Below are 14968 nucleotides of genomic sequence, written 5' to 3'. Positions count from 1 at the left end.
CCCGGCCTAGGCGTGCGGCCCGACCGCCACCGTTCCGACCGTGAGGCGCGGCGTGCCCTGAAGGATCCGGCCCGTCCGTTCCACCTGCTCATCGAGCTCCGCGCGCCGCGCGGCCGTCAGCGGGCGCAGCGGTTCCACCGTGACGTCCAGCCACTTCCCGGAGCGGCGCTGGTGCCACACCCCGGCGACGACCCCGTCGATCAGCACGACGGGGTAGTTCCCGGCCTGCCCGCCCCCGAGCGCCCGCTCGTACGCCGTGCCGGGGAAGAGCCGTTCGCGCGGCTGGGAGGCGATGGTGAAGGCGTCGAAGTAGGGGAGGAGCCGCAGACCGCGAGCCACCGGCCCGGCCGGGAAGTCCGTGTCGCCCGCCACCACCCAGGCGGGCCCGCCCTCGTAGCCGACCCGCTCGGTGCGGCCCTCGGCCGCGAGCGTGTCGAACAGTTCCCTGGCCCACTTCACCGGTGTGGTGAGCCACTTGGCGAAGTGCTGCGGGGTGGCGGGCCCGTACGCGTACAGATAGCGCTCCACGAGCCCGGCGAGCGCCTTCGGCCCCGCCAGCGGGACGAATCCGGGCAGCAGCCGGTGGGGATTGGTGTACGTGACCTTCCGCCCCCGGTTCGGCCCGAAGCAGAGCGCGCCACGGTGCGCCGCCGTGTGCGTCATCTGCCGCCAGCGCGGCCACTTCGTCTGGAACGCGTCCATGACCAGGTCCCCGGCCCAGGGCCCGGTACGCCCCACGATCTCGTCGGTCAGCTCGTCGACGGTGAGGTCGTCGTCCGCCAGCGCGTCGGCGATCGCGGCGACGACCTGGTCGGTCTCGGCCTCGCTCATCCGCACGCCCGCGGGCATGGGGTTGCCCGCGGGCAGCGCGGAGAGCGCCCCGGTCCACAGCGGCAGCTCGGCCGACGGCAGCAGATGTACGGTGCCGCGCGGCCCGAACGTCTTGACCAGACTGCCGTCCGTCCACAGCGCGCCGCGCACGGCCTCGCGTGTCTCCCCGCCGTCCAGCCGCAGCGCGACGGACAGTTCGGCCGCGGACAGCACCTGCGCGTGGGCGCCGACCATGGCGCCGGTGACGGCGGCGGGGCCGCCGCCCGAGGGCGCGGCGAGCCCCTGCCGGGCCAGCCGCCGTGCGTTGGCTGCGGCCCAGCTCACGGACACGGACACGGACTCCGGCACGGACTCGGTCTTCTTCGTCGTCATACGGCCGACCCTAGGAGTCATACAGGACAGATTCCGTCCGCATGACGGCGCCACCGCCGGGCGCCCTCGTAAGCTTTCCTGTGGCGGAGTACTGCCACAAAGGTAAGTAGAAACATCCGGCGAGGAGTTGGCAGTGACACGACGGCCCGGGAACCCCTTCGTCTGCGGTCTCGACGCGGCGGTCGCCGTCGTCGGCGGCAAGTGGAAGCCGCTGATCCTCTGGGCGTTGAACGACGGGGGCGTCCTGCGCTTCGGCGAGCTGCGGCGCCATGTCGAAGGGGTCAGCGAGAAGGTGCTCATCCAGCAACTGCGCGAGCTGGAGGCCGACTCGATCGTGAAGCGCGAGGTCTACCGGGAGGTCCCGCCGCGCGTCGAGTACTCCCTCACGGAGCTGGGCCAGGCGCTGAACACGGCGCTGATCCCACTCGGCGGGTGGGGACGCGAGAACATGGACGTCATCATCGCGAACAAGGCGAAGGCCGCCGCGAAGGTCCCCGCGAAGGCCGCCTCGCTCTGAACCGTGTACTCCCAACGGGTGGCGACTTCACGCCAATCGAAAACCACCGGAAGCCCGCCCGGCCCCGCTGTCCAGGGCCTTTTACATGCCGGACGCACCAAACCGGCAACTCCGCAGCGTAGCGACCGGCGTGCGTGGCACCCAGCACTACTTACAAAGGGTTATGGTGGAAACCCCCCCTCGGGCCGGTCCGTATCCCCCCCACGGACCGGCCCGTTTTTTCATGTCCACATCCCGTCAAGTTCCGGACGGTGGCGCGTTCAGCTCCGTCCGGCCCAGATGTTGGTGCCCTCCGTGTCCACCGCGAAGCTGTCGATCTCCTTCAGCTCCTCGGCCGTCAGCGTGGCTCCTTCGAGCGCCGCGACGTTCTCCTCCAGCTGCTTCGTGCTCGACGCGCCGATCAGGGCCGACGTCATCCGCTCGTCACGGAGCACCCAGTTGATCGCCAGCTGCGCCAGCGACTGACCGCGCCGCCGCGCGATCTCGTTGAGCCCGCCCAGCCTGCGCACGACCTCGTCCGAGAGCAGGCCCGGGTCGAGGGACTTGCCCTGCGTGGCCCGTGACCCCTCGGGAATCCCCTGGAGGTACTTGTTGGTGAGCAGGCCCTGCGCCAGCGGTACGAAGGAGATGCAGCCCATGCCGGCCGACTCCAGCGTGTCGAGCAGACCGTCGTCCTCGGTCCAGCGGTTGATCATCGAGTAGGAGGGCTGGTGGATGAGCGCGGGAACGCCCATCTCCTTCAGCAGCCGCGCCGCTTCGGCGGTCTGCTCCGCCGTGTACGACGACACACCCACGTACAGCGCCTTGCCCTGCCGCACCGCGGACGCCAGCGCGCCCATGGTCTCCTCAAGAGGGGTGTGCGGGTCGAAGCGGTGCGAGTAGAAGATGTCGACGTAGTCGACGCCCATCCGCTTGAGAGAGGCGTCGAGCGACGACGTCAGATATTTACGGGAACCCCACTCGCCGTACGGGCCGGGATGCATCAGATATCCGGCCTTGGTCGAAATGATCAATTCGTCGCGATAAGCCGAGAAGTCCTGCGCGAAGATCTTGCCGAAGTTCTCCTCGGCGGACCCGGGCGGGGGGCCGTAGTTGTTCGCCAGATCGAAGTGCGTGATGCCGAGATCGAAGGCGCGGCGCAGAATCGCGCGCTGCGAGTCGATGGTCCGGTCGTCACCGAAGTTGTGCCAGAGGCCCAGGGAGAGCGCGGGCAGCTTGAGGCCGCTGTGTCCGCTGCGCCGGTACTCCATGGAGTCGTAACGGTCGTCGGCTGCGAGGTAAGTGGGGAATTCAGTCACGAGTCCTTCCCTATCACGGACTTGTGACAGACCGGGTTGGGCCGTCGTGCCGCCCGCGCAGTACTGTGACGGCTTCGGGTGCCAGGGGCGCTCCCCTCTTTTCGCGGACGGCCCTCCCCGCGGTGGACGTGCCGCCCCGCGGGCCGCCTGACGGGCGGTCCCCGGCAGAAATCGAGAGGTGGAATCAGTGAACTTGCGCGACCTGGTGTATGGGCTCTACGCGCGCCGGGTGGAAAGGCGCCTCGATCACACCCAGGTGCTTCCCAAGCACATCGGTGTCGTCCTCGACGGGAACCGCCGCTGGGCGAAAGCCTCCGGCGGTACGAGCGAGCAGGGCCATATGGCCGGCGCCAGCAAGATCCAGGAACTGCTCGGCTGGTGCGTCGAGACGGACGTCGAGGTGGTCACCCTGTGGCTGCTCTCCACGGACAACCTCGACCGCCCCGACGAGGAGCTGGTCCCCCTCCTCGGCATCATCGAGAACGCCGTTCGCGACCTCGCGGCCGACGGCCGCTGGCGGGTCCACCACGTCGGCACCCTGGACCTGCTTCCCTCCCGTACGCAGACCGTCCTCAAAGAGGCCGAGCAGGCCACCGACGGCAACGCCGGAATACTGGTCAATGTCGCCGTCGGCTACGGCGGGCGGCAGGAGATCGCCGACGCCGTCCGCTCCCTCCTGCTGGACCACGCCGACAAGGGCACCTCCTTCGAGGAGCTCGCGGAGATCGTCGACACGGACCTGATCGCCTCGCACCTCTACACCCGTGGTCAGCCCGATCCCGACCTGGTGATCAGGACCAGCGGCGAACAGCGTCTCTCCGGCTTCATGCTGTGGCAGAGCGCCCATTCGGAGTACTACTTCTGCGAAGTCTTCTGGCCGGCTTTCCGCAAGGTCGACTTCCTCCGGGCCCTGCGTGACTACGCCGCGCGACACCGCCGCTACGGAGCCTGAGGCCCGGTCCCGCAAGCCCTCCGATACCCCTCCCCGGAATCTCCCCGTACGCCACACCGAACGCTCGTTCGCGGCTGGACGTACGTTCCGTCATCCCAGGTTCACACGGTGGTCGTCATATGCCGTGGCATGGCCGCGGGTGTTCGAGGGAATACCTCTCCACAGGTCGGCGTCCGAGCAGAACCGTCAGCGATGACGGCGGGCGTCGAATCTCAGCGGTCGGCCCAGCCGTCCGCCCGGGAGGCCCTTTGCACCAGGACGATCGTACGGTGACGCGTACGGGCGCCGTGGAGGGCCGGTCCTCGGCCCGCGCACATGGGCCCGAGTCCGGTCCGCCGTCCGCCGTCAGGCGGGCGACCACAGCCCGTGACGCCGTCGCATCCCGACCTCGTCCGAGGGGGTACGTCCTTCCGTGGTGACAAGCACAAAGCGCCGCATGCCCGACAGGCGCACCTATGTTCTCGACACCAGCGTCCTGCTGGCCGATCCCAACGCCATGTCCCGCTTCGACGAGCACGAAGTCGTGCTGCCGATCGTGGTGATCACGGAGTTGGAGGCCAAGAGGCACCATCCGGAGCTGGGGTACTTCGCCCGGCAGGCCCTGCGCCTGCTCGACGACTTCCGCATCCGGTACGGCCGCCTCGACGCCCCCATCCCGCTGGGCGACCTGGGAGGCACGCTGCGCGTCGAGCTCAACCACTCCGATCCCGGCGTCCTTCCCGCCGGCTTCAGACTGGGGGACAACGACTCGCGGATCCTCGCGGTGGCGCGCAATCTCCAGGCCGAGGGGTACGACGTCACCGTCGTCTCCAAGGACCTGCCGCTGCGCATCAAGGCATCGTCGGTCGGACTTCTCGCCGAGGAGTACCGCGCGGAGCTGGCCATCACCGACTCCGGCTGGACCGGAATGAGCGAGATGGCGCTCTCGGCCGAGCAGGTCGATCTCCTCTTCACCGAGGAGACGCTGTACGTGCCGGAGCTGAGCGACCTGCCGGTGCACACCGGACTGGTCCTCCAGTCCGACCGCGGCAAGGCGCTCGGCCGGATCACGCCCGAGGGCAATGTGAAGCTCGTCCGCGGCGACCGGGAGGCCTTCGGGATCCACGGCCGCAGCGCCGAGCAGCGCATCGCGCTCGACCTGCTCCTCGACCCGGACATCGGCATCATCTCGATGGGCGGCCGTGCGGGCACCGGCAAGTCGGCCCTGGCCCTGTGCGCGGGCCTGGAGGCGGTCCTGGAGCGCCGTCAGCACAAGAAGGTGATGGTCTTCCGGCCGCTGTACGCGGTGGGCGGGCAGGAGCTCGGCTATCTGCCGGGCACCGAGGCCGAGAAGATGAGCCCCTGGGCGCAGGCGGTCTTCGACACGCTGTCGGCCGTCGCCGGCCGTGAGGTGATCGAGGAGGTGCTGGGCCGCGGCATGCTCGAAGTGCTGCCGCTGACGCACATCCGCGGACGGTCGCTGCACGACGCGTTCGTCATCGTGGACGAGGCCCAGTCGCTGGAGCGGAACGTCCTGCTGACGGTTCTCTCCCGGATCGGGGCCGACTCCCGCGTGGTGCTGACCCATGACGTGGCGCAGCGCGACAACTTGCGTGTGGGCAGGTACGACGGCGTGGTCGCGGTCGTCGAGAAGCTCAAGGGGCACCCGCTCTTCGCGCATGTCACCCTCAACCGCTCCGAGCGCTCGCCGATCGCCGCGCTCGTGACCGAAATGCTGGAAGAAGGTTAGTTCTCCGCCTGAATGCGGCAGTTGGCGCCGCCCGGAAAGGCCCAAGAGCCTAGCCGGGCGGCGCTCTGCCGCGCGGCCATTTCCGTGAAACCCGGGTGGCAAACGGGGTGTGAGCTATCCCACGCAACGAAGAATTGCCTTGCGGCGTCCGGGTCCGGCAGAGTCTTGCTTCCGTCAGGCCCCGCATACGACACACCCGCATCTTCAGGGATGCCGCACCACACAACTCAACACTTGACGTCGTATGCCGCCCGCGCTTCATCCGGCGCTTCCGCCATGGAAGTTGCCGACGGGCCCGTGTCTCCCGTGACGTGCGGTACGGAGACCAGTGCCAGGGGCACGATTGCATCCGTGAGGTCACGTACACGGACGCTGCTGGAAGGAAACCGTGTGAGCCGGATCTCGGTCCGGGGATTCGCCGTGGCATCAGCTACAGCGGTCACCACCGTCGGCGCAGTCGTAGGAGTGGCTTCGGGCGCTCCCCAGGCCTCGGACGACAATTTCGAGGCGACCGCAGCTGACACGACGCTCCTCGCAGACATCCCCGCGGGCCAGCACGCCCAGGTCCAGACTGTGTCACTGGCGCAGCAGGCCGACGCGCAGGCCAATGCCGCCGACGTGGCAGCGAAGAAGTCCGCCGAGGAATCGGCTCGTATCCAGGCCGCCAAGGACGCCGAGGCGAAGAAGCAGGCCGCCGAGGACAAGGCCGAGCAGGAGCGTGAGGCCAAGGAGCAGGAGGCCGAGCGCGCCAGCCGCTCGGAGACGCGTGACTCCTCCGACTTCGTGGTCCAGAGCTCGTACTCGGTCGCCGAAGTCCAGGCGATGGCCCGCCAGATGATCCCTGGCGACCAGTACCAGTGCTTCAGCAACATCGTGGACCACGAGTCCACCTGGAACTACCAGGCGTCCAACCCCTCGTCGGGCGCCTTCGGTCTCGTGCAGGCGCTCCCCGGCTCCAAGATGGCCTCCGCGGGCGCCGACTGGCAGACCAACCCGGCCACCCAGATCAAGTGGGGCCTGAACTACATGAACGACCGCTACGGCAGCCCGTGCGGCGCCTGGTCGTTCTGGCAGGCCAACAACTGGTACTAGACCGACCGCCCGACCCGTTCTTTCCCGTCGGTATTCCGGCCGTCGGCGCTCAACCATGTGAAGCCCCTCTCCGTCCTACGGTGAGGGGCTTCGCGCGTGTACCGTCAGATCGGTACGACTCCGGGGAAGAAGGATTGAGCATGTCGAAACTGCCGGGGTGGCTCGGCCGGGTCGGAGCCGAACTGACCCAGCTGGGAGAGCGGTTGGGGGAACGCCGTACGGAGGCTACGGCGGACGACGTGCCGGAGGGCGGACGCGGACCGGAGACCGCTCCGGTCCCGCCGGCCCACATACCGGGCGCCCAGGCCAAACCGGAGCCGGCGGCGGCCATTCCGTGGGGGATGCGGGTCGCCGCCGAGGCCGCCTGGCGGCTGCTCGTACTGGCCGCCATGCTCTGGGTGTTGATGAAGATCATCGGCGCCGTACAGCTCGTGGTGATGGCGTTCGTCGGCGCGCTGCTCGTCACCGCGCTTCTCCAGCCCACGGTCGCCAGGCTCAAGAAGTGGGGCCTGCCGCGTGGTGTGGCCACCGCGGTGACCGCCTTCGCCGGGTTCGTCATCATGGGCCTCACAGGCTGGTTCGTGGTGTGGCAGGTCGTCGAGAACATCGACGTGCTCTCCGACCGCGTCACCGACGGCATCGACGAGCTCAAACGCTGGCTGCTCAACAGCCCGTTCCATGTGACCGAGCAGCAGATCAACGACCTCGCGAAGAGCCTCAGCGACGCGATCGGCACCAACACCGAGGAGATCACCTCCGCGGGCATCCAGGGCGTGACCGTCGTGGTCGAGCTGCTGACGGGGATCCTGCTCGCCGTGTTCTCCACGCTGTTCCTGCTCTACGACGGCCGGCGGATCTGGGAGTGGTCGCTCAAGCTCTTCCCCGCTCAGGCCCGTCCGGGTCTGGCCGGGGCCGGGCCGCGCGCCTGGCGCACGCTGACGGCGTATGTACGCGGGACGCTCATTGTCGCGCTGATCGACGCGGTCTTCATCGGCCTCGGGCTCTACTTCCTCGATGTCCCGCTCGCGGTGCCGCTGGCCGTCTTCATCTTCCTCGGAGCGTTCATCCCGCTCGTCGGAGCCGTGATCTCCGGCGCGCTCGCCGTGGTCGTCGCGCTGGTCACCCAGGACGTGTTCACGGCGCTGATGGTGCTGATCGTCGTCCTCGCCGTCCAGCAGATCGAGGGCCATATCCTCCAGCCCTTCATCCTCGGCCGCGCGGTACGGGTCCATCCGCTGGCCGTCGTCCTCGCCGTCGCGACGGGCGGACTCGTCGCCGGTATCGGCGGGGCGGTCGTCGCGGTGCCGCTGGTCGCGGTCACGAACACCGTCGTCGGCTACCTGCGCGCGTACAGCCGGGAGCCTTCGCCGCGCGACGGCGGTCCGGAGCCGCACGCCGCGACGGTGGGGCTCGCTGTCGCGCCGACGCCCGCCCCGGTCATTCCGCCCCCGGCTCCGGCCGCCCCCGCCCCCCGTCCGGACGCGCCGGTCTCCGACACGCCTCCGGCCGAGCCCCGGAACGGATCGGAATGATCTCCGAACCGGAACTGGAAGGCGAGGCGTCCGCGCCGGTCCCGCCGCCGAGACGCCCCGGGCGTCCGGGAGACGCCGGCTTCCGCCCGGCTCCGGGCCCGGCCGGTGCCGACGGGCCGGAGCACGAGCCCGAGACGATGGGCGCCGACGAGCGTCCCCTGATCCGGGGAGTGCCGCTGCGGCAGCGTCCGTGGGTCTGGGGGCTGGCCGGGGTGCTGCTGAGCTCCGCGGTGTGGGCGGGCGGCCTGTGGGCGTACAACAGGGTCGGACCGGACCTCCAGGGCTACGGCGTCAGCCGCAACCTCTGCCTCGACGCCGACCTGTCGGCGCTGTCCGCCACCATCGGTGTGAAGCGGGACCCGTTCGCCGCGGTGGGCGAGGACAAGGCGCTCGACCAGTCCGTCTGCACGGTCAGCCTCGTACCGAAGGCGTCGGCCGGAGAGAAGCACCGTGAGGGGCCGATCGTGCGCGCGTACGCCGAGATCACGTACACGCTGCACAAGAAGACCGATCCGGGGCCGCAGTTCGACGCGTCCCTGATCCACCCGGCCGACCAGGGTTCGGGGGAACAGACCCTGAAGCTGGTCCCCGAAGTGGGGGAGCGGGCCTATCTGGTGAGTCAGGCCGGGGGTGACAACCCGGTGCTCGAAGTGCTCGACGGACAGGCCGTACTCTCGCTCTCCGTCGGCCAGGTCGTCGACTACGACCGGAACCGGCGGGACTCCGACTTCGACCTCGACCAGCAGCAGGTCCTCCATCTGGGCGGGCTGGAACCGGCCATGGTCGAGGACATGCTGGCGCTGATGGAACAGCTCAAGAAGGACTGACCGCACCTACGCGTCGCCAAGACCGTCCAGGACGGCCTCCGCGTCGAGCGTTGTCGCCAGGGCCTGGATCACCGCCGCGATCTTGATGCCCTCCTGGATCGTCTCGCGCTCCTCTCCCAGCCGCCGCAGCGCGCCCTCGTGCGCGTCGAGGCAGAGGCCGCACGCGTTGACCGCGGAGACCGCGAACTGCCAGAACTCGAAGTCGGCCCTGGTGACGCCCGGATGGCCCGTGGCCGTCATCCGCAGGCCCGTACGCAGCTCTCCGTACGTGGGATCGGAGAGCAGATGCCGGGTCCGGTGGAACACGTTGTTCACCGCCATCACCGCGGCGGCCGACCTGGCCGTCGTGCGGGCGTCGGCGGAGAGCCGGGCGTCGGCCTCGGGCGCCAGCTCGCGCAGCACGCGCGCCGAGCGTGCGGCGATCGCGCAGACCAGCACCGTGCCCCAGAGCCGCTGTTGGGAGAGCGTGCCCCGGTCGAGGACCGCGTCGAGATTGCGCCGCAGATCCCTGGCGTAGTCGGGAACGGCGGCCTTCAGGGCGTCCAGTGACATCGTGCTCTCCTACGGATGGTGATCGTCCGGGGCGGTGCCGGACGCGTCGCCTGGCTCCGCCTGGGGCGGCTTCCCGGGCGGCTCCTGGGCCTTCGGCGGTCTGCCCCTGCGCGGGATCGGCCTCGCGTTGCCCGGGAGCCGGCCCCCCTCCGCCAGGGCCCGGCGGAGCAGGAACTCGATCTGCGCGTTGGCGCTGCGCAGTTCGTCGGACGCCCACCGTGCCAGGGCGTCGTACACCGCCGGGTCCAGGCGCAGGAGAACCTGCTTCCGTTCCGTCACTGGTAAAGAGTGCCCGTGTTCACGACCGGCTGCGCGGCCCGGTCACCGCAGAGCACGACCAGAAGGTTGCTGACCATCGCCGCTTTCCGCTCGGAGTCCAGCTCGACGATGTCCTGCTCGGTCAGCCGGGTGAGGGCCGCCTCGACCATGCCGACGGCGCCGTCCACGATCAGCCGGCGTGCCGCCACGACCGCGCCCGCCTGCTGGCGCTGGAGCATCGCCGAGGCGATCTCCGGAGCGTACGCGAGATGCGTGAAGCGCGACTCGATGATGTGCACACCGGCCGCCTCGACCCGGGCGTGCAGTTCGACCGCGAGCTTTTCGGTGATCTCCTCGGCGTTGCCGCGCAGCGAGAGACCGTCTTCCTCGTGGGCGTCGTACGGGTACTCGATCGCGATGTGCCGGACGGCGGCCTCGGTCTGGGTGGAGACGAACTCCAGGAAGTCGTCCACCTCGAAGAGCGCCTGCGCGGTGTCCTCGACCCGCCAGACGACGACCGCCGCCAGCTCGATCGGGTTGCCGTAGGCGTCGTTGACCTTGAGGACGGCGGTCTCGTGGTTCCGCACCCGGGTCGAGATCTTCGCGCGTGAGGTGAGCGGGTTCACCCAGCGCAGGCCGTCGACGCGGATCGTGCCGCGGTAGCGCCCGAAGAGCTGGACGACGCGTGCCTCGCCCGGCGCCACCATGTTCAGCCCGCACATCGCGAAGAACGCGGCGATCGCGAGCAGGATGCCGAGCAGGATCAGCGCGGCCTTCGCGCCGGCCGAGTCGAGGGAGGAGCCGGTCACGATGAGGGCGATCCCGCCGGCCAGACCGATCAGACCGAGCAGCAGCGCGAGGCCGCCGCCGATGCTGCTCGCCTGGAACTCACGGACCCGCGGCGCGGGCATCTCGGGCAGATCGTCCACCACTGGAGTGCTGGTCGTAGGCATGTCGGGTCCCCGTTTCTCGCGCTGTCACGCCGATCGGCGTAGCTAGCATTGTGATTACACATTAACTCGCTTCGCAACCCTCCGCGCCTCTCATGAGTCGGTTCCTCTGAGACAGGTGCTGATTGTCACGTCGGATAAGACCGGATCGAGACTCTTTGTCACAGGGGACGGTGTTAGCTTTCTGAGCTGATTCCGGCAAGTGCGACAAGTGGACCAGGCCCGGCGGCGAGACACGAGACCCGAGAACGGAGCGACTGAGCGATGGGCCGAGCGGAAGCGCGACAGGCCCGGCAGCGTGGAGCGCGCCGGGCGACGAAGGCCGGCGGCATACGTGGCTTCTTCAGCTTGAGGAAGCTGCTCGGTACGTTCCTCGGGCTGTGCCTGCTCGGCATGGGCGCGTTCGTCGTGATCTATTTCCTGGTCCCGGTCCCGACGGCCAACGCGCAGGCCGAGATGCAGAGCAACGTCTACAAGTTCAGCGACGGCACGGTCCTCGCGCGGACCGGCGAGATCAACCGGGAGATAGTCGGCCTGGAGAAGGTCCCCAAGGACGTCCAGCGGGCCTTCGTCGCCGCCGAGAACAAGTCCTTCTACAAAGACTCCGGAGTCGACGTCAAGGGCACCGCCCGCGGCCTGATGAACACCCTCTCGGGCAAGGGCAAACAGGGTGGTTCGACCATCACCCAGCAGTACGTGAAGAACTACTACCTGGACCAGGACCAGACGGTCACCCGCAAGCTCAAGGAGCTGGTGATCTCGCTCAAGGTCGACCAGCGGATGGACAAGAACGAGATCCTCGCCGGGTACATGAACACCAGTTACTACGGGCGGGGCGCGTACGGCATCCAGGCGGCGGCCCAGGCGTACTACGGCGTGGACGCGACCAAGCTGAACGTCGCGCAGGGCGCGTATCTGGCGGCGCTGCTCCAGGCCCCCAACCAGTACGACTGGACACAGGCCAGTGAGACGGGCAAGAAGCTCGTCACCGAGCGCTGGAACTACGTCCTGGACAACATGGTCGAGGAGAACTGGCTGGACGTCGGCGAGCGCGGCGGGCTCAAGTTCCCCGTACCGCGGAAGCCCAAGCCGGCGCCCGGCGCGGAGGGCCAGGCCGGCTATCTCGTCGAGGCCGCCAACAGCGAGCTGGAGCGGCGCGGCGTCGACAAGGCGGACATCGACGCCGGCGGCTGGACGATCACACTCAGCGTCGACAAGAAGCGGCAGAAGGAACTCGTCGGCGCGGTCGACAAGCAGCTGGAGTCCAAGCTCGACCGCGAGAAGAACAAGGTCGACGCGACCGTGCAGGCGGGCGCCACGTCCGTCGACCCGAAGACCGGCGCGGTCGTCGCGCTCTACGGCGGGGTCGGCGCCACCGAGCACTGGATCAACAACGCCACCCGCACCGACTACCAGCCCGCCTCGACCTTCAAGCCCGTCGTGCTCGCCTCGGCGCTGGAGAACGAGTCGGAGACGCAGGACGGCGAAAAGATCGGGCTCAAGACGGTCTACGACGGCACGAGCAAGCGGCCGGTCGTGGGCAGCGACACCCCCTTCGCGCCGCAGAACGAGGACGATCGCGACTACGGCGACATCACCGTCCAGCAGGCGGCCAACAACTCGGTCAACTCGGTCTTCGCGCAGATGGTCGTGGACGTCGCCCCGGAGAAGGTGAAGAAGACCGCGCTCGATCTGGGCATGCGGGACAAGAACTTCCCCGAGCGGCCCGCGATCACGCTGGGCACGATGGAGGCCTCCACCTGGGACATGGCGGGGGTGTACGCGACGCTCGACAACCACGGCGAGAAGGTCACACCCTCGATCCTGAAGTCCGCCGAGCACAAGGACCGCACCGTCGACCTGCCTGAGCGGATCGGCGAGCAGGCGATCAGCCGCGAGTCCGCCGACACAGTCACGTCGGCCCTCACCGGCGTCGTGAAGAACGGCTCGGGTCGTGAGGCGAGCACCGACGCGTACGAGGCGGCGGGCAAGACCGGTACGTCGGAGGACAACAAGTCGGCGTGGTTCGCCGGCTACACACCCGAACTGGCCACGGTGGTCGCCCTGTTCGGCGAGTCCACCGCCGAGGGCGGCGGCCAGGTGACCCTCACCGGCACGGCCAACTCCGGCCGCGCCAACGGTGGTGGCTTCCCCGCCAAGATCTGGGCCGACTACACGCTGGGCGCGCTGAACGGCGGCTCCGACGCCTCGTTCGACCTCGATCTCGCCGAGCCCGCCTACCAGCCGCCGAAGCCCCCGCCGCCGCCCTCCGTGCCGCCGCCGTCCAGCGAGGAGACGACCCCGCCGCCGCCCGACGAGCCGGACCCGAGCGACACCGAGAGCGACCCGCCGGTGTCCGAGCCCCCGCCGTCCAGCGAGCCTCCGGCCCCGCCGCCGGAGCCGGGCGACGACTCCGGCGGCGGTGGCGGCGGAGGTGGCGAGACGGGCGGCGCCAACGGGGGCGGTGACAACGGTGGTACGGGCTCCGCGGGCACCGACGCGGGGAGTGATGGCCGGTTGCCACCGGCTCTCAGCCGCCGTTGACCTTTCCCGCGATCCGGTCGCCGATGTTCTTGTCGATGTTGCGCCAGTACTGGAACGCCCGGTCGAGGACCGGCCGGCTGACGCCCTGGAGCAGATGACCGGAGACGTTCGACACCAGACGGTCGCGTGCCGCGTCGTCGAGCACGTTGCGGACCTGGGTGCCCGCCTGGCCCCAGTCGTCGTCCTCGCGCCGCTTCGTGTACGCCTCGCGGACCATGTCGCCCGCCGCCGCCCAGCCCGCCGGATCGCCGTAGCGCTCGGTGTCGGCGGCGGGGCCGCCGTAGGAGTTCGGCGCGTACGGGGCCGAGGCGTTCGACGCGACGTACCGCATCGGGCCGTCCTTGGCGTACGAGTTCACCGGCGAGTGCGGCCGGTTGGGCGGCAGCTGCGCGTAGTTCGGGCCGATCCGGTACCGGTGGGTGTCCGGGTACGAGAAGAGCCGGCCGAGCAGCATCTTGTCCGGCGACGGGCCGATGCCCGGAACCATGTTGGACGGCTCGAAGGCGGCCTGCTCGATATGGATGAAGAAATTGTCCGGGTTCTTGTTGAGCGTCATCCGGCCGACGTCGATCAGCGGGTAGTCGCCGTGCGGCCACACCTTCGTGAGGTCGAACGGGTTGAAGCGGTAGTCGGCGGCGTCCTCGAACGGCATGATCTGGACCTTCAGGCTCCAGGTCGGCGCGTTCCCCGACTCGATCGCCTCGTGCAGATCCCGGCGGTGGTGGTCCGCGTCGGAGCCCGCCATCTCGTCGGCGTCCGCCTGGGTGAGGTGGTCGACGCCCTGGTCGGTCTTGAAGTGGTATTTGACCCAGGAGCGTTCACCCGCGGCGTTGACCCACATATAGGTGTGCGAGCCGTAGCCGTTCATGTGGCGGAACGACTTGGGAATGCCCCGGTCGCCCATCAGCCAGGTCACCATGTGCGCGGATTCGGGTGACAGGGTCCAGAAGTCCCACTGCATGTCGTTGCTGCGCAGCCCGGTGGCCGGGTGGCGCTTCTGCGAGCGGATGAAGTCCTGGAACTTGATCGTGTCGCGTACGAAGAAGACCGGCGTGTTGTTGCCCACCAGATCGTAATTACCCTGCTCCGTATAGAACTTCAGGGCGAAGCCGCGCGGGTCGCGCCAGGTGTCGGGCGAACCGAACTCACCGGCGACGGTGGAGAAGCGGGCCAGCATCTCGGTGCGTCTGCCCGGCTGGAAGAGGTCGGCCTTGGTGAACTGGCTGACGTCGTTGGTCACTTCGAAGACGCCGTACGCGCCCGAGCCCTTGGCGTGGACCACCCGCTCGGGGACTCGTTCCCGGTTGAACTGGGCCATCTTCTCGATGAGGTAGTGGTCCTGGAGCAGGAGCGGACCGTCGGGTCCGACGGAGAGTGAGTTCTCGTCGCTCTCCACCGGGATACCGGCGTTGTTCGTCGTGTACGGGGCCTTGGGCGTCGACTCGGTCACGAGCGTTTTCCCGTCGATAGGGGTTCCCGCAGCCGGAATCGGGCGAAACGGGACGACAGCGGTC

Annotated in this window: 13 protein-coding genes; 7 read left to right on the top strand and 6 right to left on the bottom strand. The window is 69.1% G+C overall.

Going from position 1 to position 14968, the window contains the following annotated elements; translation table 11 throughout:
* Positions 1 to 6 precede the first annotated feature (6 nt).
* Positions 7 to 1203 carry a winged helix DNA-binding domain-containing protein gene (locus OIE74_RS13095; protein WP_329382322.1) on the bottom strand — a complete coding sequence of 399 codons (1197 nt, stop codon included), beginning with the start codon at positions 1201 to 1203 and terminating at the stop codon, positions 7 to 9.
* A gap of 127 nt (positions 1204 to 1330) precedes the next feature.
* Here OIE74_RS13095 and OIE74_RS13090 point away from each other — a divergent pair, with 127 nt between their 5' ends.
* The gene (locus OIE74_RS13090) at positions 1331 to 1720 is read left to right on the top strand and encodes a winged helix-turn-helix transcriptional regulator (RefSeq protein ID WP_329382320.1); all 390 of its coding nucleotides are present in this window, start codon (positions 1331 to 1333) and stop codon (positions 1718 to 1720) included.
* Positions 1721 to 1980: 260 nt separating this feature from the next.
* Here OIE74_RS13090 and mgrA read toward each other — a convergent pair whose 3' ends face one another.
* Positions 1981 to 3018 (bottom strand): L-glyceraldehyde 3-phosphate reductase, encoded by a 1038-nt coding sequence (gene mgrA, locus OIE74_RS13085; RefSeq protein WP_329382319.1) that lies wholly within the window; start codon positions 3016 to 3018, stop codon positions 1981 to 1983.
* Positions 3019 to 3205: 187 nt separating this feature from the next.
* Here mgrA and OIE74_RS13080 point away from each other — a divergent pair, with 187 nt between their 5' ends.
* The 5 genes from OIE74_RS13080 to OIE74_RS13060 all read left to right on the top strand — a co-directional run bounded on the left by OIE74_RS13080 (position 3206) and on the right by OIE74_RS13060 (position 9150).
* On the top strand, positions 3206 to 3970 hold the full coding sequence (locus OIE74_RS13080) for an isoprenyl transferase (RefSeq protein ID WP_329382317.1): 765 nt from the start codon (positions 3206 to 3208) through the stop codon (positions 3968 to 3970).
* Between the two features lie 412 nt (positions 3971 to 4382).
* Positions 4383 to 5699: a PhoH family protein gene (locus OIE74_RS13075; protein WP_329382315.1), complete on the top strand. Its 1317-nt coding sequence runs from the start codon at positions 4383 to 4385 to the stop codon at positions 5697 to 5699.
* A gap of 390 nt (positions 5700 to 6089) precedes the next feature.
* The gene (locus OIE74_RS13070; RefSeq protein ID WP_329382313.1) at positions 6090 to 6791 is read left to right on the top strand and encodes a transglycosylase SLT domain-containing protein; all 702 of its coding nucleotides are present in this window, start codon (positions 6090 to 6092) and stop codon (positions 6789 to 6791) included.
* Between the two features lie 140 nt (positions 6792 to 6931).
* Complete coding sequence (locus OIE74_RS13065) at positions 6932 to 8323, top strand: AI-2E family transporter (protein ID WP_329382311.1); 1392 nt, start codon at positions 6932 to 6934, stop codon at positions 8321 to 8323.
* The gene (locus OIE74_RS13060; protein ID WP_329382309.1) at positions 8320 to 9150 is read left to right on the top strand and encodes a hypothetical protein; all 831 of its coding nucleotides are present in this window, start codon (positions 8320 to 8322) and stop codon (positions 9148 to 9150) included. Before OIE74_RS13065 ends, OIE74_RS13060 begins: the two co-directional genes overlap by 4 nt.
* Positions 9151 to 9156: 6 nt before the next feature.
* Here OIE74_RS13060 and OIE74_RS13055 read toward each other — a convergent pair whose 3' ends face one another.
* Genes OIE74_RS13055 through OIE74_RS13045 form a run of 3 tightly spaced genes read right to left on the bottom strand, consistent with a single transcriptional unit; the run spans position 9157 to position 10913 of the window.
* Positions 9157 to 9702, bottom strand: a complete 546-nt coding sequence (locus tag OIE74_RS13055) for a carboxymuconolactone decarboxylase family protein (protein WP_329382307.1) — start codon at positions 9700 to 9702, stop codon at positions 9157 to 9159.
* 9 nt (positions 9703 to 9711) lie between these two features.
* The gene (locus OIE74_RS13050) at positions 9712 to 9981 is read right to left on the bottom strand and encodes a hypothetical protein (protein WP_329382305.1); all 270 of its coding nucleotides are present in this window, start codon (positions 9979 to 9981) and stop codon (positions 9712 to 9714) included.
* The gene (locus tag OIE74_RS13045; protein ID WP_329382303.1) at positions 9978 to 10913 is read right to left on the bottom strand and encodes an SPFH domain-containing protein; all 936 of its coding nucleotides are present in this window, start codon (positions 10911 to 10913) and stop codon (positions 9978 to 9980) included. Before OIE74_RS13045 ends, OIE74_RS13050 begins: the two co-directional genes overlap by 4 nt.
* A 261-nt stretch (positions 10914 to 11174) precedes the next feature.
* Between OIE74_RS13045 and OIE74_RS13040 the strand changes: the two genes are divergently transcribed.
* Positions 11175 to 13454, top strand: coding sequence for a transglycosylase domain-containing protein (locus tag OIE74_RS13040; RefSeq protein WP_329382301.1), 2280 nt, complete (start codon positions 11175 to 11177; stop codon positions 13452 to 13454).
* Here OIE74_RS13040 and OIE74_RS13035 read toward each other — a convergent pair.
* Positions 13441 to 14904 carry a catalase gene (locus tag OIE74_RS13035; RefSeq protein WP_329382299.1) on the bottom strand — a complete coding sequence of 488 codons (1464 nt, stop codon included), beginning with the start codon at positions 14902 to 14904 and terminating at the stop codon, positions 13441 to 13443. The two genes, OIE74_RS13040 and OIE74_RS13035, sit on opposite strands and share 14 nt — an antisense overlap.
* Between the last annotated feature and the right edge of the window lie 64 nt (positions 14905 to 14968).

The sequence above is a fragment of the Streptomyces sp. NBC_01716 genome (assembly GCF_036248275.1).
GTDB lineage: Bacteria > Actinomycetota > Actinomycetes > Streptomycetales > Streptomycetaceae > Streptomyces.
The sequence above is the reverse complement of the archived record's forward strand: the minus strand, read 5'-3'. Positions and strand labels throughout refer to the sequence as shown.

Excerpts from the sequence above, each read along its gene's own strand:
- OIE74_RS13045 (WP_329382303.1), bottom strand. The coding sequence starts at position 10,913 with ATGCCTACGACCAGCACTCCAGTGGTGGACGATCTGCCCGAGATGCCC.
- OIE74_RS13095 (WP_329382322.1), bottom strand. The coding sequence starts at position 1,203 with ATGACGACGAAGAAGACCGAGTCCGTGCCGGAGTCCGTGTCCGTGTCC.
- OIE74_RS13065 (WP_329382311.1), top strand. The coding sequence starts at position 6,932 with ATGTCGAAACTGCCGGGGTGGCTCGGCCGGGTCGGAGCCGAACTGACC.
- OIE74_RS13055 (WP_329382307.1), bottom strand. The coding sequence starts at position 9,702 with ATGTCACTGGACGCCCTGAAGGCCGCCGTTCCCGACTACGCCAGGGAT.
- OIE74_RS13060 (WP_329382309.1), top strand. The coding sequence starts at position 8,320 with ATGATCTCCGAACCGGAACTGGAAGGCGAGGCGTCCGCGCCGGTCCCG.
- OIE74_RS13040 (WP_329382301.1), top strand. The coding sequence starts at position 11,175 with ATGGGCCGAGCGGAAGCGCGACAGGCCCGGCAGCGTGGAGCGCGCCGG.